Source organism: Buttiauxella sp. 3AFRM03 (genome assembly GCF_003675305.1).
Taxonomy (GTDB): domain Bacteria; phylum Pseudomonadota; class Gammaproteobacteria; order Enterobacterales; family Enterobacteriaceae; genus Buttiauxella; species Buttiauxella ferragutiae.
Map to the genome: position 1 here is coordinate 315,485 of NZ_CP033076.1, position 25,836 is coordinate 341,320.

The following is a 25,836-nucleotide window of genomic DNA, read 5'->3' on the forward strand; positions in this document are numbered from 1 at the left end:
CAGGTTTTAGAAAGAGTGGTGAGCAGGCGATCATAAAACCATCAAACCAGCTGTACAACCAATTTTGTGATTTAAGTCTCATTTTATTGTGGTGATTTTCATGGAAGTTATGACATGGTAGAAGTCATAGGCTTACCGAGGGAGAAAATGCCATGCAGCAAATTGATTTTTATATGGTCGATGCGTTTACGGACACCACTTTTGGTGGCAATGCTGCTGCGGTTTGCCCGCTGACGGAATGGCTGCCAGATGCAACCTTACTGGCAATGGCGCGACAGCATAATCAATCGGAAACAGCTTTTTTTGTCACCACCGATGAGGGTTTTGAGTTGCGTTGGTTTACCACGCAAGGGGAGGTTAACCTTTGTGGCCATGCAACGCTGGCAAGCGCGCATGTGATTTTTGAATATCTGAATTACCCTGAAACCGCAATTCAGTTTTCAACGCGATTTGTGGGCCCGTTGACCGTCACGCGAAATGGCGATTGGTTAACTCTGGATTTCCCGGCCACCAGCAGCGAGCCGGTCACACCGCCGCAGTTGTTGCTGGATTCATTGGGGATCAGTGAATATCAGGAAGTCCGCCTGGGGCGTACTTACACCGTAGTGCTCAGTACGCAACAACAGGTTGAAGCAATAAAACCTGACTTCCAGCTGATGCTGGGGCTGAATCAAAAGGTTTGTATCACCGCACCGGCCAATGACGAAGGCTATGATTTTGTCAGCCGTTTCTTCTCGCCCGCGTCGTCAATCACCGAAGATCCCGTCACCGGATCGACGCATACCATGCTGATACCTTATTGGGCTCAAAAGCTTGGTAAAACACAGATGTTGGCTCGCCAGGTTTCCCAACGCGGTGGTGATTTACGCTGCCAGTTAGTCGGTGACAGGGTGCATATCGCCGGGCAAGCCGCCACCTATCTAGTCGGAAAAGTGCTGTTGCGCGGCTAAGGTGTTTGTTCCAGTAACCCGATAAACGCGTCGAGTTGTCGGGTTTTCGCACCCCGTCGCCAGATTAGCCAGGTTTTCAGGAACCGCCACTCTTCCGGCAATGCCGATATTGAGACCTGATGGCTGCCGGGCATGCTTTCCAGCATGCTGCGCGGCATCAATGCAATGCCTGCCCCCGCTATGACACACGCCAGCATGCCGTGGTACGACTCCATTTCGTGAATTTTACCGGGTGCTGATTGCTGGCTGTGAAACCAGCTTTCGAAATGTCGTCGATACGAGCAGTTGGCGCGAAACGCATAAATACTGGCTTCGCTGACTTGCCGGGCATCGGTAATCATTACGTGGCCCGCAGGGGCGACAATCACCATTTCTTCTTCATAGACCGAAATTCCTTCAAGCGACGGATGCATGACCGGGCCATCGACAAAGGCCGCCGACAAGCGCCCGTCCAGCACACCATCAATTTGATCACCTGACGGGCCTGTGGCGAGCGAAAGCTGAATTTTGGGGAAGCGTTGGTTAAACAACGCTAAAATACCGGGAATGCGCACCGCCGCCGTACTTTCCAGCGAACCGAGCATCAAAAAACCGTGTGGTTCATCGCCTGAAACCGCCATCCGTGCTTCATCAACCAACGCCAGAATACGTTTGCTGTAGCTGAGAAAACTGTGTCCGGCGGGCGCAAGGCGCAAGCGTTGGTTTTCTCGGATAAACAAATCCACACCGAGATCGGCTTCAAGTTGTTTAATACGCGTAGTGAGATTAGACGGTACGCGATGTACCTTCGCCGCCGCGGCGCTGATACTGCCGGTTTCTGCTACCGCATTAAACATTTCAAGTTGCGTAAGATCCATAAAGCTTTCTCGATTCGTGAATGACTCACTCATTATTATTCATTTTTCATGATTGTCACGAGCGATTAAGGTGAGGGCATCAACTGAACTCTGGGGGCATTATGAACACACACGCTATTTCCATTAATCCGGCTAACGGTGAGCAACTGTCAGCCACACCTTTTGAGTCGGCTCAACAGTTAGATAACGCGCTGGCGGGGAATCATGCGGCGTTTAACCTCTGGCGGCAGGTGTCGCTGGCGCGTCGCGCAGAGAAATTACAGGCTCTTGGTACGGCACTTCGCAACAACGCAGAAGCTTTAGCGCAAATGATTACCGCTGAAATGGGCAAGCCCATTGTTCAGGCGCGTGGCGAAGTGGCTAAATCGGCAAATTTATGTGACTGGTATGCCGAACACGGCCCGGCGATGCTGGCGACCGAAAGTACGCCAGTGGAAAACCAACAGGCGGTGATTGAGTACCGTCCTCTGGGTGCAATTTTGGCTGTGATGCCGTGGAACTTCCCATTCTGGCAAGTGTTGCGCGGTGCGGTGCCGATTCTTTTGGCAGGGAACAGTTATGTACTGAAACATGCACCAAATGTGATGGGAAGTGCGCGACTGATCAAACAGTTGTTCAGCGAAGCGGGCTTCCCTGAAGGGGTGTTTGAAGTGATCAATGTGACACCAGAAGGTGTGAGCCGGGCGATTAACGACGCGCGGATTGCAGCGGTTACCGTCACTGGTAGTGGGCGAGCGGGGGCTGCGATTGGCGCGCAAGCCGGTGCTGCGTTGAAAAAATGTGTACTGGAGTTAGGAGGTTCCGATCCCTTTATCGTGCTGAATGACGCAGATCTTAATGAAGCCGTTAAAGCGGCTGTCGCCGGGCGTTATCAGAATACTGGACAAGTTTGTGCAGCGGCCAAACGCTTCATTATTGAGGCAGGAATTGTTGACGAATTCACGAAGCAGTTCGTCGCGGCGGTGCAAGCTTTAAAAATGGGCGATCCCACTGACGAAACCACCTACATTGGGCCGATGGCGCGTTATGATTTACGTGATGAGCTGCATCACCAGGTTACAGTGTCACTTAAGCAGGGGGCGAACTTACTACTTGGCGGTGAGAAAGTGGCGGGTAAGGGCAATTTCTATGCGCCAACCGTTCTGGGGAATGTCACGCCAGAGATGGTGGCGTTTCGTGAAGAATTGTTTGGCCCAGTCGCCACGATTACCCTCGCCCGTGATGCCGAACATGCGCTGGAACTGGCTAATGACAGTGACTTTGGGCTTTCAGCCACCGTATTTACCACCAATAGCCAACTCGCAGAAGAATTTGCCGCACGCCTTGAATGTGGCGGTGTGTTTATTAATGGCTACAGCGCCAGCGACCCACGCGTGGCATTTGGCGGCGTGAAGAAAAGTGGTTTTGGCCGCGAGCTTTCCCATTTTGGTCTGCATGAGTTTTGTAATGTGCAAACCGTATGGAAAGACCGGCGTTAGTTTCGGATTTTCACCTGCCTGCAACGAACGCAGTCTGATATACTGGCGGGCGTAAAATACCCGCCATTCAGGAGTTTGCAGTGCCAGGTTTGTTAGATAATCAATTACTCGAAGATATTCTGGCGCAGGTTCGGCCACTCATTGGTCAGGGTAAAGTCGCTGATTATATTCCCGCACTGGCTGAAGTTCCGGGCAATAAACTGGGGATTTCCGTTTGTACCGTCGACGGGGAAGTCTTCAGCGCCGGAGATGCCGCAGAACGTTTCTCGATTCAATCTATTTCAAAAGTGCTCAGCCTGGCGCTGGCGATGGCGCGTTATGATGAGCACGAAATCTGGCAGCGCGTGGGTAAAGAGCCTTCGGGGCAGCCTTTCAATTCATTACTCCAGTTAGAACTTGAACAGGGAAAACCCCGTAACCCGTTTATTAATGCCGGGGCATTGGTAGTGTGCGACATGCTGCAAACACGCCTGAGTGCGCCGAAGCAGCGCATGCTGGAAGTGGTGCGCGCGATAGCCCAACAACCCGATCTGGCCTATGACAGCCGCGTTGCGAAATCTGAATTCGAGCATTCGGCGCGTAATGCTGCCATCGCCTGGCTGATGAAATCATTTGGTAATTTCGATAACGATGTGATTACCGTCCTGCAGAATTATTTCCACTATTGCGCACTGAAAATGAGCTGCAATGAACTGGCAAAAACTTTCTTATTTTTGGCAAATCAAGGGCGTGCATTACACCTTGATGAGTCAATTATTAGTGCACAACAAGCCCGACAAATAAATGCGTTAATGGTGACCAGCGGAATGTACGATGGTGCGGGTGAGTTTGCCTATCGAGTGGGTATGCCTGGTAAATCCGGTGTTGGCGGCGGCATTATTGCCATCGTTCCGCATGAGATGTCTATTGCGGTCTGGTGCCCGGAACTGGATACCTCGGGTAACTCGTTAGCCGGAACGGCCGCGCTGGAAATCCTCGCACAGCGGATTGGCCGATCAATCTTTTAAACTTAAGCTAAAATTTATTTTTGCACTCATTCAGGTGTATTAACTCTCTAAGTAGTGCATACATAAATATGAATCAAAAAAGCATATCTATTCAAAAGCATATTACGTTATTTTCACCTAAAAAACGCCTGGCGAATGCCGTTAATATATTTGTCATTACCACGCTGTTCTATTTTTTCGGTGCGTCACTTCGCCTGATTGATGAACTGTCTCTGTTCTGGCCGCTCAACGCGGTGCTGGCGGCGGTGTTTGTCCGCCACCCGTTCCTGAACCGGCCTGTTTATTATGTTGTCAGCTATAGTGCGATGGTGGTTTACGACATCGTCACCACCCACTGGGGATGGCAATCGGTGATAATAAACCTCTCTAACATGGTATTTATTATTATCGTCGCCCGCTTATTACTGCGATATTCCAGAACCCAGGATGAAAACAATTGGGCGCTAAATGCGTTTAATCTTTTTTATACCTGTTTGATTGGTGCCGTTCTCAGCTCTTTATTAGGCTCCATTGGCTCAACTGGTCCATCATCTGATTATCGTCACTTTATTTCGCTGTTCGCTGACTGGTTTAGCGAACAGTTTTCGACGGGTGTGTTGATGATGCCGTTTTTGCTGATGACCAAATGGCCGCAGTGGAAGGCGTTGCCTGCTTTGCAGTTGTCGAAACTCTACCCATTGCTGGGCGTTGTCATTTCAATTCTTGCTTCGGTGGTGATTGGCGGTGCCGGTAGCCTGGCGTTCCCGTTACCCGCGCTTATCTGGTGTGCCATTCGTTATCCATTGCCGGTGACGGCGTTGCTGACGCTATTAACCGGTGGGGCAGAGATTATTCTGCTGGCAAATTCGATTGTGGCGCTTTCCCCCGATACCCCGTTGGTAGTGAGTGAGATGTTCTCTGCCCGCCTGGGGATCGCCACGATGGCGATTTGCCCGCTAATTGTTTCCGTCAGCGTAGATGCAATCAATCGGCTGATTAAGCAAACCTCGCTGCGTGCGGATTATGACTACCTTACTGGCGTTTATTCCCGTTCAGGTCTGTATGAAGCGTTGAAAAACACCGCACCACTGAACCATCAACCCGAGCAAAAACTCTGCGTGATGTTGCTGGATATCGACTATTTCAAACGTATTAATGATAACCACGGCCATGAATGTGGCGATGTGGTGTTGGCTGCTTTCGCCCGGCGTTTATCCGAAATCGTCGGTGAAACAGGGCTGGTCGCGCGTCTTGGCGGTGAGGAGTTTGTGGTGGCCTGTAGCACGGATACCGAACAAAAAGGGTATGCCATCGCGGAGCAAATCCGTAAGGATATTGAACGCACCGCGTTTCGTTACCAGCAACAAACGCTGTTTATCACCGTCAGTATTGGCCTTGCAACAACGACTCCAGGACAACAAACACTTCTCGATGCGTTTAACTCGCAGCTCGCGCAAGCGGATAAGTACCTGTATTTGTCTAAGCGCAACGGGCGCAACCAGACCAGCAGAGCGTCGTTAAGCGAGTGCGTTATTAATAGTTAGTGTGATGAGGTCGACATTTTATTAGTTGTCGTACCAAAAATAATTGGTATAACAACTCTTGTTTGATCAAAACGGGGTTTCACTTTGTTGGGTTCTGATAATTTGTTTGGGATATTTCTAGTCGTTCATCCTGTACACACCAAGGAACAACATAGTGAAAACTCTAAATCGTCATGATTTCCCTGGCGCTCAATATCCTGAACGTATTATCCAGTTTGGTGAGGGCAACTTCCTGCGCGCTTTCATTGACTGGCAAGTCGATTTACTCAATGAACATACGGACTTAAATGCGGGCGTGGTGATTGTACGTCCGATCGACAGTGCATTCCCACCGTCGTTATCAACCCAGGATGGGCTTTACACCACGGTTATCCGTGGCCTGAACGAGCAGGGCGAAGCGGTAAGTGACGCACGTCTGATTCGCTCAGTAAACAGAGAAATCAACGTCTATCAAGAGTACGACGCGTTCCTTAAGCTGGCACATAACCCAGAGATGCGTTTTGTGTTCTCCAACACCACCGAAGCGGGTATCAGCTACCATGCGGGCGATAAATTTGCAGATGCACCAGCGGTAAGCTATCCGGCTAAACTGACCCGTTTGCTGTTTGAACGTTTCAGCCATTTCAACGGTGCGGTCGATAAAGGCTGGGTGATCATTCCTTGCGAACTGATCGACTATAACGGCGATGCACTGCAAGAGTTGGTGCTGCGTTACGCGCAAGAATGGGCACTGCCAGCAGCATTCATTCAATGGCTGAATGACGCCAACACCTTCTGTTCAACACTGGTTGACCGTATCGTGACCGGTTACCCGCGCGACGAAGCTGCCGAGATTGAAAATTCACTCGGTTATAAAGATAGTTTCCTCGCGGCGGCAGAACACTTCTACCTGTTCGTGATTCAGGGGCCGGCATCTTTGGCTCAGGAACTGCGCCTGGATAAATTCCCGCTGAACGTGCTGATTGTTGATGACATTAAGCCTTATAAAGAACGCAAGGTAGCGATCCTCAACGGTGCTCACACCGCACTGGTTCCGGTTGCGTATCTGGCTGGCTTGAATACCGTTGGCGAAGCCATGAACGATGCCGAAGTGTGTGGTTTTGTGGAAAAAACCATTGCGGAAGAGATTATTCCTGTCCTGGATTTGCCGCGCGACGAATTACAGTCATTCGCCCAGGCGGTCACCAGCCGTTTCCAGAACCCGTATATTCAGCACCAGTTGTTATCCATCGCGCTGAATGGCATGACTAAATTCCGCACCCGTATTCTGCCGCAATTGCTGGCGGGCCAGCAGGCGAGCGGGACATTGCCTCCGCGTCTGACTTTCGCACTGGCGGCACTGATTGCCTTCTATAAGGGCGAACGCAACAACGAAAGCTATCCATTGCAGGATGACGAGCATTGGTTGGTTCGTTATCAACAGCTTTGGACATCACTGGGCGACAAGCAAATCACCGTGCAGCAACTGGTTGAGGCCGTGTTAAGCGACAGCGATCATTGGGGCCAGGATTTGACTCAAGTCGCGGGTCTGGTGGCTAAAGTTAGCGAAGATTTGCAGGTTATTCTGAGCCAGGGCATGCGTGCTGCGGTAGCTCGTTACTGCTAAGCATCAAAAAATGTGGTGGATGGCGCTTGCGGTACAAACCGGGCACATGGGTAACACTTTAGACCGGACACATGGGTAACAGTTATAAACGGTATAGCAGAGGAGACTCACTATGCCCTGGACTGAGACCCGACCCATGCAACGTCTTGATTTCATCCGTGCCAGCCAGACTGGCACGGAGCCTTTCTCCACTCTGTGCCGCCGCTTCGGCATCAGCCGCAAAACTGGCTATAAATGGCTGCAGCGCTTTAACCCTGATGACCCGGCCTCTCTTTTTGACCAGCCCCGTACCCGGCTCACACATCCTGAACGCCTGCCGCCCGGGATTGTTCAGCAGCTTATCGATGTTCGCGTAAAACACCCCGACTGGGGACCTAAAAAAATCCGCGCCTGGCTGATTAATCACCAGGTGCCGTTTGATGTGCCAGCCGCCAGCACTATCGGCGATATCCTGAAGCGTGAGGGGCTTGTCATCCCCCGCACTCATCGTCGCCGTACGCCCGGAAACCGGCAGCCACTGACGACCATCAGCGAGGTCAATCAGGTCTGGAGTGCCGACTTCAAGGGCAAGTTCCGCCTGCTCAGCCAGCAGTACTGTCACCCCTTCACCCTGACCGATAACCACAGCCGGTATCTGCTGTCCTGCGAGGGAACGTTCCGGGAAAGCGAGTCCTTTGTCCGGGGCTGCCTGGAGCGGGCGTTCCTTGAATACGGCCTGCCGGAGGTACTGAAAACCGATAACGGTCAGCCTTTTGCCGGCACCGGTATCGCTGGGCTGAGTCGCCTCGCAGTCTGGCTGATTAAGCTCGGTATCCGGCCGGAACGCATCCGTAAGGGTCATCCTGAAGAGAACGGTCGCCATGAGCGCATGCACCGCTCCCTGAAACACAGCCTGAGCTTCGGTAACCGGAGGGCTTCGCTCGAAGCACAACAGGCCTGGTTCGACAGTTATCGCCGGGAGTTTAATCAGGAGCGGCCGCACGAAGCGCTGGGCGGCCTGACGCCGGGCGGTATCTGGGTACCGTCGCCGAGGCGATGGGACGGGAAAATACCGGAGGTGAGCTATCCGGAAGGGGCAAGAGTGTACCGAGTGGGTCCCAAAGGGGTGATACACATCGGGAAACGAGTGTTCCTGAATCAGGCGCTGAGAGGGGAATATGTGATGCTGGAAGAGCGTAGCGACGGGCTTGAAGCGATAATATTTAACCAGATGGACCTTGCTTACTACGACAGACGTAAGCAAAGTATCATCCGGATAGATTAGGCAGAATGTGTTACCTATGTGGCCGGTCTGATCTGTAACCTATGTGACCGGTCATACACTTGCGCTTATCCACCCTACGAAACCGGTTAACGTGTGGCTTGATTGGTGGATGGCGCTTGCGCTTATCCACCCTACAACACCGGTTAACGTGTGGCTTGACTGGTGGATGACGCTGCGCTTATCCACCCTACAAAACCGGTTAACGTGTGGCTTGATTGTTGGATGGCGCAGCGCCATCCAACAAAATCCCTTTATTTATCGTCGCCCATAATGGTTTTCATGGTGGCTTCGTCAGGCAGACCCTGATGTTGTTGCAGGCGCCCGTCTTTGTTCAGGTAGTAAATGGACGGTGTGGCGCTGCCGCCCAGTTCGTCCATTAATGCCAGGTTGTTTTCAAGAGCTTTGGTGATTTCTGGTTTGATGGCCGCAGGGACGTTTAACGTCATTTTGCCCTTGCTGTTTTCATATTCCGCCAGCGTTTTTGCCGGGTCGTCAGACATCATAATGGCTGCGGCTTTTTGACCGCTGTCCGGGCGCAACATCCCAACCATTAAGACACGCAGTTGTACTTTGCCGGAACTCAACCACGGTTGTGCGTTGAGCCAAAACTGGGTGCAATACGGGCAGTAAGGATCGGCAAAGGCGTAAACAATCTGCGGGGCGTCAGCTTTACCTGCTGCGATCCAGTGATTTTTCTCGAGTTTTTGCCACATCTCTTTAGCCATCGGCGCATAAACCCATTTCTCTACCTGAGCATCGCTGAGGTTTTTACCGCTGGCATCGACCAGATTTCCCATAATCGCATGCTGTTTATCCGGGGTCAGGAACACGGTAGTGCCTTGTCCCTGAAACTGCATCACATAGCCTGGTAAGTCACCTGGACCTTTAAATTCACCTTTCAGTTCAAATCCTTGCTGCTGTAAGGCGCTAATCGGGGCAGGGAGTTTAGCATCCGTAGCCAGTGCAGAAGTGCTGGTGAGGAGTGCAAGCGACAGGGTCCATACTGCATGTTTCATTATCTAATCCTTTTCATTCTTTTGATGAATGTACGCCTCGCCAGGATACCTGCCGTCGGCCAGGAAGGAAAGTTATCGATTAGAAAGATGAACGGGCGTTAATTTGCTATCGTATGCGCCATTATTCAGATTCATTGGACGCATTATGACCCACTCATCGAAAGACCCTCTGCACGGCATGACACTTGAAGCCATTGTGAATGCTTTAGTTGCACGTTTTGGATGGGAAGAACTGGCAAAACGCATCAACATCAATTGTTTTAAAAGTGACCCAAGCGTGAAATCCAGCCTTAAGTTTCTACGCCGTACCCCATGGGCGCGTAAAGAAGTCGAAGATTTGTATCTTGATTCTTTAGAAGACGAAAAAGTCGCTCAAAAAGAACCCCCTGCTGATAGCCCGTGGGCAAATTGGCAGAGTAAAAAAGGGCAGGAATAACGATTCACAGCGGGGACTGCAATTTGTGGTTCCTGATCCTTAGCTCCCTCTACGCAACATGATAACCAACACAAACATTCCGCCAACACCTGCGGTGATAATCCCGATTGGCAGTTCCTGTGGGGCAATGAGTGTTCGGCTCAACAAATCTCCGGCAGACAGCAGGATTGCGCCCAGGATGCCAACCAGCGGCAATAATCTGCGATGCCGCACGCCAGCAAATGGTCGTGCCAAATGAGGTACCATCAACCCCACAAAACCAATGACACCGGTGAGTGAAACGAAGATTGCTGTCGCCATTGAGCAACAAAGAAAGACTTCACTACGCAGGCGTGTCACGTTAATGCCCAACGAACAGGCAGTCTGTTCACCCGCCAGCAAGCCATCCAGTGAACGCCAGCGTAGTGAAATGAATACGATAAGCAGAAGCAGGGCGATGGCGGCAAAGCCAAGGTTATCCCAGCGCGCCAAACCCAGCCCCCCTAACGCCCAAAACAGGGCATGACTGGCAGTGCGTTGGTCGCCGGAAAAAATCAGATAATTAGTGAGCGCACCAAACAAAAATGACACTGCCAGCCCGCAAATAATCAACTTCTCTGTCCCTTTATGCGACTGAGACATAAAGATAATCATCACCGCTGCCGCAGAAAGCATCCCGCCAGCAAACGCGGCGATGGGCAAAGTCCACATGCCAAGAGTGCTGCCAAGACGGGTGGTCACCAGCACAACACCCGCAGACGCGCCAGAAGACAAGCCAAAGAGAAAAGGGTCAGCCAGGTCGTTACGCGTGGTGGTTTGTAGCAGCGAACCGACCAGCGCCAGGCCTGCTCCAGCCAACATTCCCAGTAACGTGCGCGGCACACGCAACTCCAGCACGATGCTTTTTATCATCGGCGAGACTTCACCTGGCATTAAATCCAGCGCGGTCAACACGTCGGAAAAAGAGAGCGGCACGCTGCCTTTCGCCACGTTTGCCAGTGTTAAACCCGCCAACAGAAACGGCGCAATAATCCACACCACTAAAAATCGTTTATCGGCGTACATCAGTTGAATGCGCCAGGGTAAAGCGCATGGGCGACTTTGCCGATCGCGGTGATATTGGCAGGGCCGGGCGTCAGCTCCTGGTATTTAAGTTTCAGGTAGCGGTGATGAATAACGGCTGGCGTGTTTTTCATTAACGGATGCTGTTCGAGGAACTGCTGTAACTTGTCAGCTCCACCATTAAAATCTGACTGATAGTCCACCAGAATAATGAACTCAGGCTCGGTCGCGGCGACACTTTCCCAGTTGCTGAATGCCCAACTTTTGTTCAGCGTATCCATGACATTTTTACCGCCAGCAGCTTCGATAATCGCCGTTGGCATGGCGTAAGCCCCGCTGGTATAGGGTTTATCTTCACCGGAGTCGTAAAGAAACACGCGCAGCGGTTTGCGTCCGGCAGTTTTGTTATTTAAATCGGCAACCTGCTTTTTCCAGCGACTCACCAGTTTTGCTGCATCTTCTGCTTTGCCAAACACTTTACCCAGTCGTTCCATATCGCCGTAAAGCAAATCCATACTGGCGCGTGGGCGGTGGCTATCAACGTGAATACAGCTTTCGCTCAGGATAAGCGTTTTGATATTGAATTTTGCCAGTGCTTGCGGAGTGACATCACCGCGCAGACCGTAGTTCCAGCCAGCATAAAAGAGGTCAGGCTGGGCAGCCAGCAGGGTTTCCATTGACGGATATTTGGCGGCAAGCTCAGGAATATCTCCCTGTAATCGCCTAAACGCTGGGATGTTTTTGTACCAGCCAGAAACACCGGTAATGCCAACCATTTTGGGTTGCAGGTGCAGGTCAAACGCCATTTCGGACAGGTTAATGTCATGAACGACCATGCGTTTAGGGGCTTCGGTAAAGGTCAGCGGTTTTCCGCAGTTATCGACAGTTACCGGAAAACCAGAGGCACCGGCAGTACCGGTAAGTGCGGCTAACAGTGCCGCAAGCATTAAATTTTTCACACAAACTCCTGATTCATCAGGCGTTGCACCTTACAGGAATTAATAGTGTGAATGGATTCGATTAGATCAATTAATGATTAGTTATTTGTATAACCATTAACTTCTGAGGCCAGGGCTTCAAAAATACGCACCGTTTTGCCATTTTGGGGATGGGTAACGTGCAGGCTCTGCATGCCGAAAACCTGCGCAAGCCAGGGGGAATCCAGCACTTCTTCGGGCGTACCACGGCAAACCAGGCGCCCGGCATTCATCATAAGCACCTGGTCTGAAAACGGTTGGATCAATTCAAGATCGTGAAGTACCGCAAGCGTAGTGATGTTTTTGCGCTTAACCAGGCTCAGTAACTGGTAGCGAGCGAGCGGGTCGAGATGATTTGTCGGTTCATCAAGTAACAGTAATGCCGGTTTTTGCGCCAGTACACGGGCAAAGCCAGCGCGTTGTCGTTCTCCACCGGATAATTTCCCCAGCGCCACCTGCCGCAAGTGGTTGATGCCGACATCATTGATCGCACCAGCAATCGCTTCGTTATGTTCAGTTTGCGTGTGTTCGGCTTGCCAGGGGATGCGACCCAACGCCACATACTCATTGACTGTCAGCCGTGAGTCCGCATTGTCATGCTGGGTGAGCAGCGCCACACGGCGCGCCCGTTCAAGCGGCTTCATCGTCCGTAACGTTCTACCCTGAATCACTATCTCGCCACGGGCGGCCTGGAGTTCGCTGATGATAAGGCGCAGCAATGTTGATTTCCCACTGCCATTCGGCCCAATAATCGCGACAAACTCCCCGGCGTTAACATCAAAAGAGACCGCATTAACTTGCGGCGAGTGACCGGAAAAACACAGGGTGAGGTCGCGGACACAGAGCAGACTTCCAGACATTGAAGAGTTCATTAGGTAAATCATTTACAGAAACAATGGCGCACAGGATAGCAGCCTTTGCTGCTAGTCCGTAAACATCCCTGTCAGGCTGTTGCCGTTGCGGGTTTGCGTGTACCTAACATCACCAAAGGAATAGCGAGCAAATAAACGGCCACCACCGAAAGCCAGATAGCGCCAGGCCACTGTTTCTGTACAACGAAATAAAAAGCGGAAAAGAACAGCGGGGCAATGATCGAGGCGAGACTCACGGCGGAAGCCAGTACCCCCTGGAATTGCCCCTGACTATCGGCATCCACCTGGCGAGTTGCCAGCGCCTGAAGCGCTGGTGTGCCGATACCGCCTAACGCAAACAGCGGCATAATCGCAAACACCATCCAGCTTTCATGCGCAAAGGCGATGGTCATCAGGGCAATACAGGCGCAGCTGATTCCGACGAACACCGCACCGCGTTCTCCAAATAGCCTTGCCGCTGGTGCTGGCAGAAATACCTGTACCAGCGCCTGACACAAGCCAAATGCTCCCAGCGATAAACCTATCCAGAAACCATTCCAGCCAAAGGCGTCAAACCCCCACAGTGCCCAGCAAATACCGTAAGCTTCGCCGGTGGCACTAAGAATGAAGAAGGTGAGTACTACTGGCATTAGCCCTTTCATGGAACAGATCCAACGAAATGGCCGCAGTGGATTAAGTGCCGTGAGGTCGAGTTTCTTGCGTTCAGGTTGATGAGACTCAGGCAACACAAATAGCGCGAGCAGAAAATTGCAGCCATTGAGTACCGCTGCCGCGATAAATGGCAGGCGCACCCAATAGTCCCCCAGAATTCCGCCCAGTAACGGGCCGACAATAAAGCCGAGTCCAAACATCGCATTGAGTAGACCAAAATGCCGCGCACGTTGGTCAGGTGTGGAGACATCGGTCAGATAAGCGGTGGCGACGGAGATATTGGCGCTCGTCATACCAGCAATGGCGCGGCCAACAAACAGTAATGCCAGATTCGGTGAAAAGGCGAGAAACAGGTAATTTACCGCCGCGCCACCGAGAGATAACAACATCACAGGCCGGCGGCCAATACGGTCGCTGAGCGTGCCAAGAACGGGTGCGAGCACGAACTGCATCGCAGCATACAATGCGGTCAATGTACCGATATAAATGGCGACATTGCCACTGTGGGTAATGTCTTTTAATAGCGAGGGGAGGATCGGAAAGATAAGACCAATACCCACGGCATCAAGAGCAATAGTGGTGAAAATTACCATAAGGGGTTTATTCATAAAGCGTTCCTGTCGGTATTCAGGTTGCGCACTGAATGGAGCAAAACCTGTAACGAGCCTAAAACTATTCAGGCATTTAAGGACGCTGGTCGAGAATTGCGCGGAGCGCATCTTAGACTTGTGTGGCGACCACGGTGAGTTTAGTCAAACTGTGGTCACTTTTTCGCGAGGTCTGTCTTTATATCACACACTTCGACAAATTAAAGACCTTCGCTGACAATGATTTTTGCGCATTTTTTTCCAGGAAACCGCGCAACTTTTTAACCAGGTTAAACTTTTATGAGCGGTGACTGGTTTATGATGGTCTTCGACTTGAAGATATCCAGGCTATCTATAGTGGGTGCGAGCACAGAGGAGAATGGTGTATGGAAAAGTATGTGTTTTACGTCAAAGACGAAGCCACGAAAATTTTTGCCCGTAGCGCACTGTCGAAAGACGATATCAAAAAGCTAAAACAAGACGGCTTTAAAAGATATCCGCTGGAGTTTGAGGCGGAAAGCAAGCAGGAAGCCATTGACAAGTTAAATGAAAACACCCGTGACAATATGGATTCTTTAGGTGGTTTTTCTGCCACTATCGCTTTTATAGCGTTGACCGTTGTGATCATGGCAGTGCTGGTTTATCTATTCTAATCTACGCCCAAGCCATTACCAAAATTAACGGTAATTAGGCAATATCTTGTTTGTTTGAAATTAAATAAAAAAAATCAGGCTTAGCACAAAAGAATTAATCACAACATCGACTGTGTCATAAAATTCGCGTCCTTATTTTCGGTATTTATACAACTCTGGTTGTTTAATGACCGTTCTTTAAAATGGATTGGGATCACATGCGGTTTAAAAAAATACTTCTTATTGCAGTTTTGGCTATTGCCGGTTGTAGCGCTAAAGGCGATACCGCTAGCCAGCAACGTAACACTATCCAACAAATGCGAATTGATACGTTAACTAAATTGTATAAGATTCATCCTGAGGCTCGTAAACAGATTCTGAAGTCTAAAGGGTACGCCGTATTCTCAAATAATAGCAGCAAAATCCTGATGTTAGGGTTCGGCAGTGGTTATGGTGTGGTGAAAGATCTTAGAAGCGGCAAAGACACCTATATGAAAATGGCCCAGGCTGGAGCCGGTGTCGGGATGGGCGTTAAGCAATTACGTACCGTTTTGGTCTTCAATGATAGCAAAGCGCTGAGCGACTTTATTAAAAATGGCTATATTGTTGGCGCTGATGCAAATGCTGCGGCAAAATATGACGATAAAGGTTTGCCTGCAGTCAATGCTTCGGCAAGTGCTGTCGCACCAAGTTCAGTCGAGTTACCTAAACAGCTTTACGTCTATGAAATGACAGAAAAAGGCCTTGCTGCACAGGCCATGGTTAACGGCTATAAATACTGGCCAGATGACGCTCTGAACGGTAAGTAAAACATAATAAAACGGTGCCTGGAGCACCGTTTTTTTATGTTTTTGTTCCACCTCTGCTTTCCATCCTCTCTTGTAAGGAAGTGTAAAAAACTTCGCCATTTGCTTATGTCAGTATTTAGCTTTGATTTTAACTGCGCACTGGATCTTTCATAAATAACGCCGATATATATAGGTACCCGCGAAATATGTAATAGGTCTGAACATGTTTAAAGATTACAGCGTAAGAACCGTAATTATTGTTTTTACAGCAATTGCAATTACTGCCATGGATTTAATAGCCTTCCTGTTACTAGCAAATGTTAATATTTTACTTATGCTAACTGTGATCGGTGTCGTTTTACTGCTCATCTTATGGGCTTACATGACTAAATATCTTGTCAGGCCGATTAATGAAGTTAAAAGAAATATTGATGAAATCAATACAGGTAATTTGTCCATATCTATACGTGAGTTTGGTAATAACTGTGCAGGGAAATTAATTCCCGGAATAAACAGCCTGGCAAAAGAAATCTCCAATTTGGTTATGGATATCAGGAGGTCTTCAAATTCAGCCAGTGAGTTATCGAGCACTCTTGCCAACCAAAGTGCGGATTTATCGGTAAAAACCGAACAACAATCGGCGATGTTGATGCAAACCGCCGCCAGCATGGAAGAGATTTCCGCAGGGACCAGGAGTAATGCAGAAAACACCCGCCAGCTAAACATCATCACCAGCGAAGCACATAAATCTGCCGGGCATGGCAGTGATTTGATGCATAAGCTGACCGAAAATATGGTGTCGATTACCGATTGCTCAAAGAAAATGACTGAAATTATTAGCATAATCGATGGTATTGCATTCCAGACCAATATCCTGGCATTAAATGCCGCAGTGGAAGCCGCCAGAGCGGGCGAACACGGTAAGGGTTTTGCTGTCGTCGCCGGTGAAGTCAGAGTATTAGCGAAAAAAAGTTCAGAATCTGCCAAAAATATTAAGTCGTTAATTGAGCAAACGAATATTAATGTGATGCAGGGCGCGAAACTGGTTTCTGAAGCAGAAAAAAATATGCACGATATTGTTTCGGGATCCGACGATCTTAATTTGCTGATGGAGCACATCTTTATCTCGACTAATGAACAGGAAAAAGGGATCCAGCAAATTACTGTCGCGTTATCAGAGTTGGAAAAAGTTACACACAGCAATGCGGCAGTGGTGGTAGAACTGGCTCACTCTTCGGATGTGTTAAAAGACCAGGTTGTGGAATTGCAAACCAGAACTAATAATTTGCGTCTTGGCGACGAAGAAAGGGTGCTCGTAACTGGCACGCCCAGGAAAGTTCCTGCTAATCCACTGAAACAGGCTGAAGAAGGGTTGTGGCAAACATTTTAATTTAGCGTTATTAAATGCCCGTTTGCCTTTGCCGTAGCCATACACGCCCGAAGAGATCGGCCACAGGATAACTTGTGCGCTATTTGTTCAGGGCGTGATACGATGAACTTCATTCATTGAAATGGCTAATCATCATGTCCCTCTTAGATTACGCAATGAAGCGCTTCGGTAATACGGCAAATAGCTCGGTGACATGTCCTATTTGTGGAAGCAAATCTTCACATCCAGCAAATAAAATCCGTCAGGGGCAAACATTGCTCTGTCCAAAATGTAAATCACTGTTCGTGATACCGCGATAACGCGCTGTTATGCGATAAATCCCGGTCATGAAATACTCCAGACCTGAAGTTGCCAACCATGTTTAGTTATTGATAACCGGTCGGATAAATTCAGATTCTGCAAAAAGACCTCATCATGTGAAACAACGACCAATGCCCCCTGGTAACTGCAGAGCATAATTTCCAGAGCCTGTATGGAAATTAAATCCAGATGGTTACTGGGTTCATCAAGCAGCAAGAGTTGTGGGATTGGGTCGGCGTACAGCACACAAGCCAACGCCGCTTTCAGGCGTTCACCCCCACTCAGCAGGCCGTTGGGGATCTGGATTTTGTCAGCATCAAGGCCGAGCTGCGCCAGCCGCATACGTAAATCCGCTTCACCAGCAGTGCGGTTGGCGAGCTGGATCTGTTCCAGAACAGTGCATTGTGGGTCAAGGCTCGTGAGGTGCTGATCGAGCCACGCGTAACTGTGTGAGACACGAGACTCCCCGGACAATGGCTGAAGCAGACCCGCCAGCACTTTTACTAATGTCGATTTCCCACATCCGTTATCTCCGACAACCCCGATGCGCTGCTGGGCGGTTATCGTCAGATTCAGAGGAGCAGGGAAGTTAGCCACATAGGGAAGTTGCACATCTTTGAGTTCAGCAACCATGCGTCTGCCAGGTGAATTCACTGCCAGGGAATGCACCACAATCGCCGAGTTTTCCTCTACCTGAGTTGCCGCTTCATGTACCCGTTTATCGAGTAGCGCCTGGGCGGCGAGATGTTGCTGGTTTAATTTCCCAGCTGATGCTTCACTGCGTTGTTTTTGCCCGCCCAGTAAAATTTTGGCCTGGTTGGCTTCGCGTCCTTGTCGGTTTCCCCTGGATTGCCGCTTCTCAAGCCGTTGCTTCTGCTCACGAAGCGCTTTTTGTTCGCGCTGGCGCTCACGTTTGCGTTGTTCAAGTAGTTGCAGAGCATTTTGCGTTTCTAGCGCCTTAAGCTGCGCGTAAAAAGAGTAGTTTCCGCCGTAGTTACTCAAACCCAGTGATGACAATTCCACAATTCGCTGCATTGACTCCAGCAGTTGCCGATCGTGGCTTACGACCAACATCCCACCCTGCCAGCGTTGTAACTGGTTAATCAGCGCCCGCCGCCAGGTGCTGTCGATATGGTTGCTTGGCTCATCAAGGATTAAAAAATCAGCCTCCGACAGCCAGGCACCAGCCAGCGAAACGCGCATCGCTTCACCACCACTTAACAGGCTGACAGGCGTGGAGGCGTCAAGATGCCCGAGCCCACATCTTTCAAGTTCAAACTGTAATTGCTGACGGATATCCCAGCGCTGGCCAACAAGATCAAAATCGGACGTAGACACGCTGCCTATTTCGATGCGTTCCAGTGCGTCAATCGTTGCCTGCACACCGGCAAGATCCGCAACGGTAGACTCCGGCGGATAGACAATCTGCTGTGCCAGATACCAGGCGGTTCCGGAACGTGTGCAGCGCCCGGATGACGGTGGAATTTGCCCTGCTAAAATCTGCGAGAGCACACTTTTACCCACGCCATTTCGCCCAACAAGGCCGGTATGACGAGTGTCAAAAGTTTCAGTGAGTTGCGTGAACAGCGGGGTGCCGTCAGGTAAGGTGAATTCGACGCTTTCCAGCGCGATATAAGTATTCGTCATGGTGTACTCCATAGATGCCAGAAACTGACCCGAACAGGCGGGGCAACTCAATTGGCCGTCAGACAGACGGCAGCATCAATGGCGCATTGGCGTAATACCTATAGAGAAGAAATGAAGTAAATTATTTTAGATACGATGTATTGAAAGTAAAGGGCAGTATGAATTTTGCGCACAAATAGTTTACCGGAAAGGTGACTAACAACCGGTCGTCATGACGACCGGGAAACACTATTTTTTCATGCTCTCGTTCATAATGGCGGTCACTTGCTTGAGCGTCTGCGCCGCATCTTTAACACCTTTTGCTTCCTGTGTTTTCACCCAGTTTTCTTGTACCTGTTGATACTGCGTGATCACTTTCCAGCTTGCCACTTCCTGCGGCGTCAGCGTACGGATAGTCACGCCATCGTTTGTTGCTGAAAAATGCCACTGGGTAACATTCAATATTATTGATTCCCTTTGTAAAACGAGGAAATCATATTCAGCAGGTTGATAGATCCGAGGTTTGTACCAGGCTTAGCTGATTCACACCGATTCTGAATTAGGTCATGCTTATGAACGCAGAAATTAAGGGGGGATTGATATTGCCATCAAAGTCCCCTCACATCAGTATCAACAGACGCTTGATTTTTATCGTCATACTCTTGGACTCCCTGAAATCACAGATAAATTGCCGGCCACCGGCTTCGTACTTGGCCCAAATCGATTGTGGATCGATGAAGCGCCAGGTTTGAGCCAGGCCGAAGTGTGGCTCGAACTGTTTACTCCTGATTTCAACCTGGCGCAGCAGCATATACAAGAACATGGGGTAGTTCGTTGCGACAGTGTCGAACTCTTACCCGAGGGTTTTAAAGGGGGGTGGATAATGAATCCATGCAATATTGTGCATATGTTAAGGGAGCCAGAAGCCTGGTAAAATATGTGTATCCGGAGCAAAATTCGGCTGCCCTGGATTCTGCCGCTACAGCGTTATTTTTCCGGAATAGTTTCTGACCCATTGATGCAGCACTCATCTTGTAAGTACTCAATAATGCTTGCAAGAACATCGTACTGTGCGACACACATCAGTGTCCGACTTTCCCGATTTTGTTGCAGCAGACCCACAGATACCAGCGCTGAAATATGATGGCTAAGCGTCGACCCCGGTATCTCTAACTGTTTCTGTAGTTCACCTACGGGTAATCCCTGACTGCCAGCTTTGACCAGATGTTTGAAAATAAACAGACGTGTAGGGTGCCCCAACTCTTTCAATGCTTTAGCGACCATTTCCAGTTGCATAATCTCACCTCCCGATAACTGATATTTCGATAATACCAGAAATATCTTTTGCCCCACAAATCACTTCGAATATACTAGAAATATAGTTTTTTTAATTTGTGAGGAGATGAAGATGAGTAATGGATTAACAATGCTGTCCGATGCGTCCAAGATGTTCCTTTTTTTGGCCGCCGAGTTGTCGCTGTTGTTTCTGGTGATTAGCCTGGGCGTCAATTTACTACGGCAGAAGATTCCAGATAGCAAAATTCAGGCAATGCTGGGGGCACGCAAGGGCAGAGGCTATGTCATTGCGGCTTTGCTCGGGGCGATCACCCCATTTTGTAGCTGTTCGACGATTCCCATGTTACGTGGGTTGCTGTCAGCCAGAGCTGGCTTTGGTCCGACGCTGACCTTCCTGTTTGTCTCGCCGCTGCTCAACCCGATTATTGTTGGCTTGATGTGGGCGACTTTCGGGCTGAAAATCACTCTGCTCTATATTGTTATCGCCACTGTCGTATCAGTGCTGTCCAGTCTCATTCTGAGTCAGTTCGGTTTTGAACGGTATGTCATTAACGAGAAGCGCAAAGGAATATCTTCTCCCGTAGGCTGCTCTGCACCCATTACAAAACTTCAGGTAGCCTCATGTTGTAACAGCAACACGACACCGGTTCGGATAAACATTCAATCTATTAAAACGGGTAGTTCATGCTGTGTCAGCACGCGTAGTGAGGTATCAACAGCATCAACACCAGGAGCGATGACGCAGGCATGGCAGGAGGCGTGGAAACAGTTTAAGGAAGTCTTTCCGTATCTGCTGGCTGGGGTGCTGATTGGCGCTTTTATTTATGGTTTTGTTCCCACCGAGTGGATTGCCAGCCATGCCGGGAGCAATAACGCTTTTGCCGTCCCATTGAGTGCGATTATCGGTATTCCGCTTTATATCAGAGCGGAAGCCGTGATCCCGCTGGCGTCTGTTTTAATGACTAAAGGGATGGGAACTGGCGCAGTCATGGCGCTAATTATCGGCAGTGCGGGAGCCAGCTTAACAGAGGTGATTCTGCTTAAATCTATGTTCAGAATGCCGATGATTATTGCCTTCCTGACGGTGATTTTAGGCATGGCCGTGATGATGGGGTATCTGACGCAGTTGCTTTTCTAGCGGAAAAACCAAGGGAGCAGCCTGTGCTCCCTTGATCGTATTTAGTTCTTGATCTGTTTACCTTGTGCATCAATAACTTGTTCACCATCTTCCTTAGTGAACGCGCCGCGTTGCGCATCAGGCAAAATATCTAATACCACTTCGGAAGGTCTGCATAACCGTGTGCCCAGAGGGGTAACCACAATCGGTCGGTTAATCAAAATAGGGTGCTGCAACATAGAATCAATTAACTGCTCGTCACTGAAGGAATCTTCCGCCAGCCCTAATTGCTCATACGGTTCGACATTCTTACGCAACAACGCCCGCGCCGAAATCCCCATATCGGCGATCATTTTTACCAATTCCGCACGCGTGGGAGGCGTTTCCAGATACAAAATAACCGTCGGTTCAGTGCCGCTGTTACGAATTAACTCCAGCGTGTTACGGGACGTTCCGCAACCGGGATTATGATAAATAGTCACATTGCTCATGGTGATGATCTCTTGTTAAAACAAAAAATTACAGTGCTACTGACAACCGCAGGGCTAATGCCGCCAGCGTGACGAATAACACAGGGATAGTCATGACAATGCCCACCCGGAAGTAATATCCCCAGGTAATCGTCATATTTTTCTGTGCCAATACATGCAGCCACAGCAACGTTGCCAGACTGCCGATTGGGGTAATTTTAGGGCCAAGATCGCTGCCTATTACGTTGGCATAAATCATCGCTTCTTTGATGACACCGGTGGCAGTGCTGCCATCTATCGACAGCGCGCCGATCAGAACAGTCGGCATATTGTTCATCACCGACGACAGGAATGCCGTCAGGAACCCGGTGCCCAATGTCGCCGCCCACAAGCCATGTTCTGCCAGTTGGTTGAGCAGGGAAGAAAGGTAGTGGGTCAGACCGGCATTGCGCAGACCATAAACCACCAGATACATCCCCAGCGAGAAGACAACAATTTGCCACGGTGCGCCACGTAGTACCTTGCCGGTATTAATGGCATGGCCTTTTTTCGCAACTGCAAACAGAATTAGCGCGCCAACGGCAGCGACCAGGCTGACCGGCACCCCGAGTGGCTCCAGAGCAAAGAACCCCACCAACAGCAGCACCAGAACCAGCCAGCCGGTTTTAAAGGTGTTGATATCGCGGATTGCCGCTTTCGGCTCTTTTAACAGTGAAATGTCGTATACGGCGGGGATATCTTTGCGGAAAAACAAGTGCAGCATCACCAGCGTGGTTGCAATGGCTGCCAGGTTAACCGGCACCATCACCGCGGCATATTCTGCGAATCCGAGGTTAAAGAAATCAGCCGAGACAATATTTACCAGATTCGAAACAATAAGAGGCAGGCTGGCCGTATCGGCGATAAATCCTGCGGCCATCACAAAAGCTAGCGTTGCCCCTGGGCTGAAACCCAGCGCCAGAAGCATCGCAATCACGATAGGCGTCAGGATCAGTGCAGCACCGTCATTCGCAAACAGTGCTGCCACCATTGCGCCTAACAGGACAATCCAGGTAAACAGCAACCGACCACGGCCATTGCCCCAACGAGCCACATGCAGAGCTGCCCATTCAAAGAAACCTGACTCATCTAGCAGAAGGCTGATAATGATAACCGCGATAAAGGTAGCGGTCGCATTCCAGACAATCTGCCAGACCACCGGAATATCACTCAGTTGAACAACACCTGTCAGAAGCGCAAGGACTGCGCCAAGCGAGGCACTCCAGCCAATACCCAACCCATGAGGTTGCCAGATAACCAAAACGAGAGTGAGTAAAAAAATTGCACCGGCCAATAACATTATGAACTCCATTCATATTTGATTAGGCGTATGTATCCTCTGTTCCTCAACATGAGGCAGTCAAAGTATTCTTGAGTTTATTGCGTATGTTCTCGCGTTCGCAGTTCCAGGCGGAGTCAATAATCGCGGCAGCCCAGGCAGGTATATGTGGCGACAAACGATAGTGAACCCATTTTCCTTCACGGCGGTCGGTTACCAGTTCCGCCTCACGTAACAAAGCCATATGACGGGATATTTTGGGTTGGGATTCAGCCGTGGCTGCACAAATATCGCAGACACATAACTCGCTATACTCTCTTAGCAGCATCACGATAGTTGAACGAGTTTCATCGGCAAGCAGTTTAAAAAGCTGAACAGGCTGTAGCATTTTTAACCTCAATATGAATTGACAATACATATGTTAATTCATATATGATTGGTTTTAAAGAACAGCTTTAAAAACGAAGGATTTTTCATGACTCACTTACCCGCAATTGACCGAGGCTCTTTTGATGAAGCAATTGCCAGCAAACTTCAGAGCGATAACCAGGAAGCTCCACGCATTTTGATTCTTTATGGTTCTGTGCGGGCGCGTTCTTACAGCCGCTTTGCCGCCGAAGAGGCAGGGCGCTTGCTGAGTGAAATGGGGGCTGAAGTAAAAATTTTTAACCCTTCAGGATTACCATTGCCTGATGACGCACCGGATACTCATCCTAAAGTGCTGGAATTACGAGAACTGGTCAGGTGGTGTGATGGCATGGTCTGGAGTTCCCCGGAAAGACACGGCGCCATGAGTTCTGTTATGAAGGCGCAGATAGACTGGATACCGTTGAGTGAAGGAGCAGTGCGGCCATCTCAGGGTAAAACATTGGCCGTGATGCAGGTTTGCGGTGGGTCGCAGTCATTTAATACTGTAAACCAGATGCGCGTGCTTGGTCGCTGGATGCGGATGTTCACTATTCCAAATCAGTCATCAGTACCGAAGGCATGGCAAGAATTTGATGATGAAGGGCGAATGAAACCGTCTGCCTGGTATGACCGGATTGTAGATGTCACTGAAGAGCTGTTCAAAATCACTCTCATCCTAAAAGGGCACACCGGATATCTTTCTGACCGTTACAGCGAAAGAAAAGAGAGCCATCAGGAACTGTCGAAGAGGGTTAACCAGACGAAAATCTGACAGGCCAAACTTCCTACGTTAAAGCAGTTGTCACCCTCCTGGAAAAAATACCAAAAGGGTGACAGTACTGAAATTCAAAATTAAACCGTAGTATTAGTAACCACTTTTTAATCTATGTTGAATATAAGTACGATTAGCGATTATCAAATGTATCATTTGAATAATCGTTTTCACCGGCGATCGAGACAGTGACATCATTAAATTGCAGGCCATTCACGGCAACGATGCGGCCGAATTCTTTTGCTTCGATGCTGCACTGACTGAAGCGAATATTCTCCATCGGTTTTTCCGGGAACGCGACGAGATCAAATGCCCTTGCAGGTAATTTGTAATCTGGATCTAATGTGGCTTTAACATTAGAGATGCTGATATTTCTCACCTTGGTCATTTGCATGTTTTCAGGGATTTGCAATGCCACGGCCTGCCACATTTCAGGTAACTGGTCGATATTTTCAAACAGTTTTCTGTTATATGAGTTATGCCAGTCCATTATCCATGAGAATGGGAACTGAACGTTCTTCATATGTAGATTTTCCACCACCACATCTTCAATGAAACCACCGCGTTCTTTGGATGATTTCATTCGGAATCCGCAATCAGAGTCTTCAAATTCGATGTCATGAATATGAATGCCGCGAAGACCGCCACTGACTTCACTACCCAGCGTGATACCGTAGCCTGACTTGATCTTACAATTATCGATTTCAATGTTTTCAGAAATTTTACCGACACGGTAACCATCACCATCGCGTCCGGATTTAATCACGATGCAATCATCACCACACGAGGCTACGCACTCTGTGACACGAACATTTGTCGATGAATCAATGTCAATTCCGTCAGTGCTTGGCCCATGGTTATCACCAATTTTTACATTACGAACCAATACGTTATTCGCATAGGTGATTTGCAAGTTCCAAAAACCAGCTCTCTCAAATGTGATATCAGAAATCTTGATGTTTTCAGCCTCGTAAATCAGGCAGGAGCGAGGGCGCTTCACCAGATAATCGGCAATCCAACGCAGACCTTTCTTGTCATAGTCGACGCGTAAACCGCTGTTTTTATCTGCACCACAATAAATATCCCACCAGTGTTGGCCTTGCCCATCAATTAAACCATTGCCTGAAATTTCAACATTATTGGCTGAGATAGCATTTAAAATGGCTGCTGGCCACGGCATTTCAACACCGGCCACTCGGGTTTCGATTTCTGGATAATCTGCCAGATCTTTAGAGCCCAGCAGAGTGGCACCATCCTCAAATTTTAATTTGCTGCCTTCTTTTAAAAAGAGTGCACCAACCAGATAAACCCCTTTTGAAATAAATACTGCTTTGCTTTGTGCTGCACCCAGGTCGATTGCTTGTTGAATAGCATGGGTATCTTTTTCAACCCCGTTACCCGTTGCACCAAAGTCTTTAATATCAAGTTGTGTTGTCATGCTAAAAATCTCTTTA

At 49.3% G+C, this 25,836-nt stretch carries 27 protein-coding genes; 13 read left to right on the forward strand and 14 right to left on the reverse strand.

The window, feature by feature from the left end; translation table 11 throughout:
• Positions 1-152 precede the first annotated feature (152 nt).
• Positions 153-950: a PhzF family phenazine biosynthesis protein gene (locus tag D8682_RS02665; protein ID WP_064546804.1), complete on the forward strand. Its 798-nt coding sequence runs from the start codon at positions 153-155 to the stop codon at positions 948-950.
• Here D8682_RS02665 and D8682_RS02670 read toward each other — a convergent pair.
• Entirely contained in the window at positions 947-1,807 is an 861-nt protein-coding gene (locus tag D8682_RS02670) for a LysR family transcriptional regulator (protein ID WP_121815618.1), read from the reverse strand. The genes D8682_RS02665 and D8682_RS02670 overlap by 4 nt on opposite strands.
• A gap of 101 nt (positions 1,808-1,908) precedes the next feature.
• Between D8682_RS02670 and sad the strand changes: the two genes are divergently transcribed.
• The 5 genes from sad (at position 1,909) to D8682_RS02695 (ending at position 8,685) form a co-directional block, all read left to right on the forward strand.
• Positions 1,909-3,285 carry a succinate-semialdehyde dehydrogenase gene (gene sad, locus D8682_RS02675; protein ID WP_121813457.1) on the forward strand — a complete coding sequence of 459 codons (1,377 nt, stop codon included), beginning with the start codon at positions 1,909-1,911 and terminating at the stop codon, positions 3,283-3,285.
• A gap of 80 nt (positions 3,286-3,365) precedes the next feature.
• The gene (glsB, locus tag D8682_RS02680; RefSeq protein ID WP_121813458.1) at positions 3,366-4,292 is read left to right on the forward strand and encodes a glutaminase B; all 927 of its coding nucleotides are present in this window, start codon (positions 3,366-3,368) and stop codon (positions 4,290-4,292) included.
• Positions 4,293-4,360: 68 nt separating this feature from the next.
• Positions 4,361-5,815: a GGDEF domain-containing protein gene (locus tag D8682_RS02685; protein WP_121813459.1), complete on the forward strand. Its 1,455-nt coding sequence runs from the start codon at positions 4,361-4,363 to the stop codon at positions 5,813-5,815.
• Between the two features lie 154 nt (positions 5,816-5,969).
• Complete coding sequence (locus tag D8682_RS02690; protein ID WP_121813460.1) at positions 5,970-7,421, forward strand: tagaturonate reductase; 1,452 nt, start codon at positions 5,970-5,972, stop codon at positions 7,419-7,421.
• Positions 7,422-7,533: 112 nt separating this feature from the next.
• The gene (locus D8682_RS02695; RefSeq protein WP_121813461.1) at positions 7,534-8,685 is read left to right on the forward strand and encodes an integrase core domain-containing protein; all 1,152 of its coding nucleotides are present in this window, start codon (positions 7,534-7,536) and stop codon (positions 8,683-8,685) included.
• Positions 8,686-8,936: 251 nt separating this feature from the next.
• Here the strand turns inward: D8682_RS02695 and dsbG are convergent, their stop codons facing one another.
• Positions 8,937-9,701, reverse strand: a complete 765-nt coding sequence (gene dsbG, locus D8682_RS02700; RefSeq protein ID WP_121813462.1) for a thiol:disulfide interchange protein DsbG — start codon at positions 9,699-9,701, stop codon at positions 8,937-8,939.
• Between the two features lie 145 nt (positions 9,702-9,846).
• On the opposite strand from dsbG, the gene D8682_RS02705 reads away from it, so the two are divergent.
• Positions 9,847-10,137 (forward strand): VF530 family DNA-binding protein, encoded by a 291-nt coding sequence (locus D8682_RS02705; RefSeq protein WP_064546791.1) that lies wholly within the window; start codon positions 9,847-9,849, stop codon positions 10,135-10,137.
• A gap of 39 nt (positions 10,138-10,176) precedes the next feature.
• Here D8682_RS02705 and D8682_RS02710 read toward each other — a convergent pair whose 3' ends face one another.
• The 4 genes from D8682_RS02710 to D8682_RS02725 all read right to left on the reverse strand — a co-directional run bounded on the left by D8682_RS02710 (position 10,177) and on the right by D8682_RS02725 (position 14,286).
• Positions 10,177-11,181, reverse strand: coding sequence for an iron ABC transporter permease (locus D8682_RS02710; protein WP_121813463.1), 1,005 nt, complete (start codon positions 11,179-11,181; stop codon positions 10,177-10,179).
• Positions 11,181-12,137 (reverse strand): ABC transporter substrate-binding protein, encoded by a 957-nt coding sequence (locus tag D8682_RS02715; protein WP_121813464.1) that lies wholly within the window; start codon positions 12,135-12,137, stop codon positions 11,181-11,183. Before D8682_RS02715 ends, D8682_RS02710 begins: the two co-directional genes overlap by 1 nt.
• 77 nt (positions 12,138-12,214) lie before the next feature.
• On the reverse strand, positions 12,215-13,015 hold the full coding sequence (locus D8682_RS02720) for an ABC transporter ATP-binding protein (RefSeq protein WP_238392811.1): 801 nt from the start codon (positions 13,013-13,015) through the stop codon (positions 12,215-12,217).
• Positions 13,016-13,098: 83 nt separating this feature from the next.
• Entirely contained in the window at positions 13,099-14,286 is a 1,188-nt protein-coding gene (locus D8682_RS02725) for a TCR/Tet family MFS transporter (protein ID WP_121813466.1), read from the reverse strand.
• A 365-nt stretch (positions 14,287-14,651) separates the two neighbouring features.
• On the opposite strand from D8682_RS02725, the gene D8682_RS02730 reads away from it, so the two are divergent.
• The 4 genes from D8682_RS02730 to D8682_RS02745 all read left to right on the forward strand — a co-directional run bounded on the left by D8682_RS02730 (position 14,652) and on the right by D8682_RS02745 (position 17,374).
• Positions 14,652-14,918 carry a hypothetical protein gene (locus tag D8682_RS02730; protein WP_121813467.1) on the forward strand — a complete coding sequence of 89 codons (267 nt, stop codon included), beginning with the start codon at positions 14,652-14,654 and terminating at the stop codon, positions 14,916-14,918.
• A gap of 197 nt (positions 14,919-15,115) precedes the next feature.
• Positions 15,116-15,706, forward strand: coding sequence for a YSC84-related protein (locus D8682_RS02735; protein WP_121813468.1), 591 nt, complete (start codon positions 15,116-15,118; stop codon positions 15,704-15,706).
• 202 nt (positions 15,707-15,908) lie between these two features.
• Positions 15,909-17,075, forward strand: a complete 1,167-nt coding sequence (locus D8682_RS02740; RefSeq protein ID WP_121813469.1) for a methyl-accepting chemotaxis protein — start codon at positions 15,909-15,911, stop codon at positions 17,073-17,075.
• Between the two features lie 134 nt (positions 17,076-17,209).
• A complete protein-coding gene (locus tag D8682_RS02745; RefSeq protein WP_121813470.1) occupies positions 17,210-17,374 on the forward strand; it encodes a YnfU family zinc-binding protein in 165 nt (54 codons plus the stop codon).
• Positions 17,375-17,399: 25 nt separating this feature from the next.
• Here D8682_RS02745 and D8682_RS02750 read toward each other — a convergent pair whose 3' ends face one another.
• The 4 genes from D8682_RS02750 to D8682_RS02765 all read right to left on the reverse strand — a co-directional run bounded on the left by D8682_RS02750 (position 17,400) and on the right by D8682_RS02765 (position 20,297).
• Complete coding sequence (locus tag D8682_RS02750) at positions 17,400-19,022, reverse strand: ABC-F family ATP-binding cassette domain-containing protein (RefSeq protein ID WP_121813471.1); 1,623 nt, start codon at positions 19,020-19,022, stop codon at positions 17,400-17,402.
• Between the two features lie 228 nt (positions 19,023-19,250).
• On the reverse strand, positions 19,251-19,463 hold the full coding sequence (locus D8682_RS02755; protein WP_121813472.1) for a hypothetical protein: 213 nt from the start codon (positions 19,461-19,463) through the stop codon (positions 19,251-19,253).
• Between the two features lie 157 nt (positions 19,464-19,620).
• The gene (locus D8682_RS26925; protein WP_202914367.1) at positions 19,621-19,824 is read right to left on the reverse strand and encodes a hypothetical protein; all 204 of its coding nucleotides are present in this window, start codon (positions 19,822-19,824) and stop codon (positions 19,621-19,623) included.
• Between the two features lie 164 nt (positions 19,825-19,988).
• On the reverse strand, positions 19,989-20,297 hold the full coding sequence (locus D8682_RS02765; RefSeq protein ID WP_064546771.1) for a helix-turn-helix transcriptional regulator: 309 nt from the start codon (positions 20,295-20,297) through the stop codon (positions 19,989-19,991).
• Positions 20,298-20,409: 112 nt separating this feature from the next.
• Between D8682_RS02765 and D8682_RS02770 the strand changes: the two genes are divergently transcribed.
• Entirely contained in the window at positions 20,410-21,435 is a 1,026-nt protein-coding gene (locus D8682_RS02770; RefSeq protein WP_121813474.1) for a permease, read from the forward strand.
• Positions 21,436-21,476: 41 nt separating this feature from the next.
• On the opposite strand, the gene arsC is transcribed toward D8682_RS02770, so the two are convergent.
• Genes arsC through D8682_RS02785 form a run of 3 tightly spaced genes read right to left on the reverse strand, consistent with a single transcriptional unit; the run spans position 21,477 to position 23,590 of the window.
• Positions 21,477-21,905, reverse strand: a complete 429-nt coding sequence (gene arsC / locus D8682_RS02775; protein WP_121813475.1) for a glutaredoxin-dependent arsenate reductase — start codon at positions 21,903-21,905, stop codon at positions 21,477-21,479.
• 28 nt (positions 21,906-21,933) lie between these two features.
• The gene (locus D8682_RS02780) at positions 21,934-23,223 is read right to left on the reverse strand and encodes an arsenic transporter (RefSeq protein WP_121813476.1); all 1,290 of its coding nucleotides are present in this window, start codon (positions 23,221-23,223) and stop codon (positions 21,934-21,936) included.
• Between the two features lie 46 nt (positions 23,224-23,269).
• Positions 23,270-23,590: a metalloregulator ArsR/SmtB family transcription factor gene (locus D8682_RS02785; RefSeq protein WP_121813477.1), complete on the reverse strand. Its 321-nt coding sequence runs from the start codon at positions 23,588-23,590 to the stop codon at positions 23,270-23,272.
• Positions 23,591-23,677: 87 nt separating this feature from the next.
• Here D8682_RS02785 and arsH point away from each other — a divergent pair, with 87 nt between their 5' ends.
• The gene (gene arsH, locus D8682_RS02790; RefSeq protein ID WP_064546761.1) at positions 23,678-24,382 is read left to right on the forward strand and encodes an arsenical resistance protein ArsH; all 705 of its coding nucleotides are present in this window, start codon (positions 23,678-23,680) and stop codon (positions 24,380-24,382) included.
• Between the two features lie 133 nt (positions 24,383-24,515).
• Here arsH and D8682_RS02795 read toward each other — a convergent pair whose 3' ends face one another.
• On the reverse strand, positions 24,516-25,820 hold the full coding sequence (locus D8682_RS02795; RefSeq protein ID WP_121813478.1) for a glycoside hydrolase family 28 protein: 1,305 nt from the start codon (positions 25,818-25,820) through the stop codon (positions 24,516-24,518).
• Positions 25,821-25,836 lie beyond the last annotated feature (16 nt).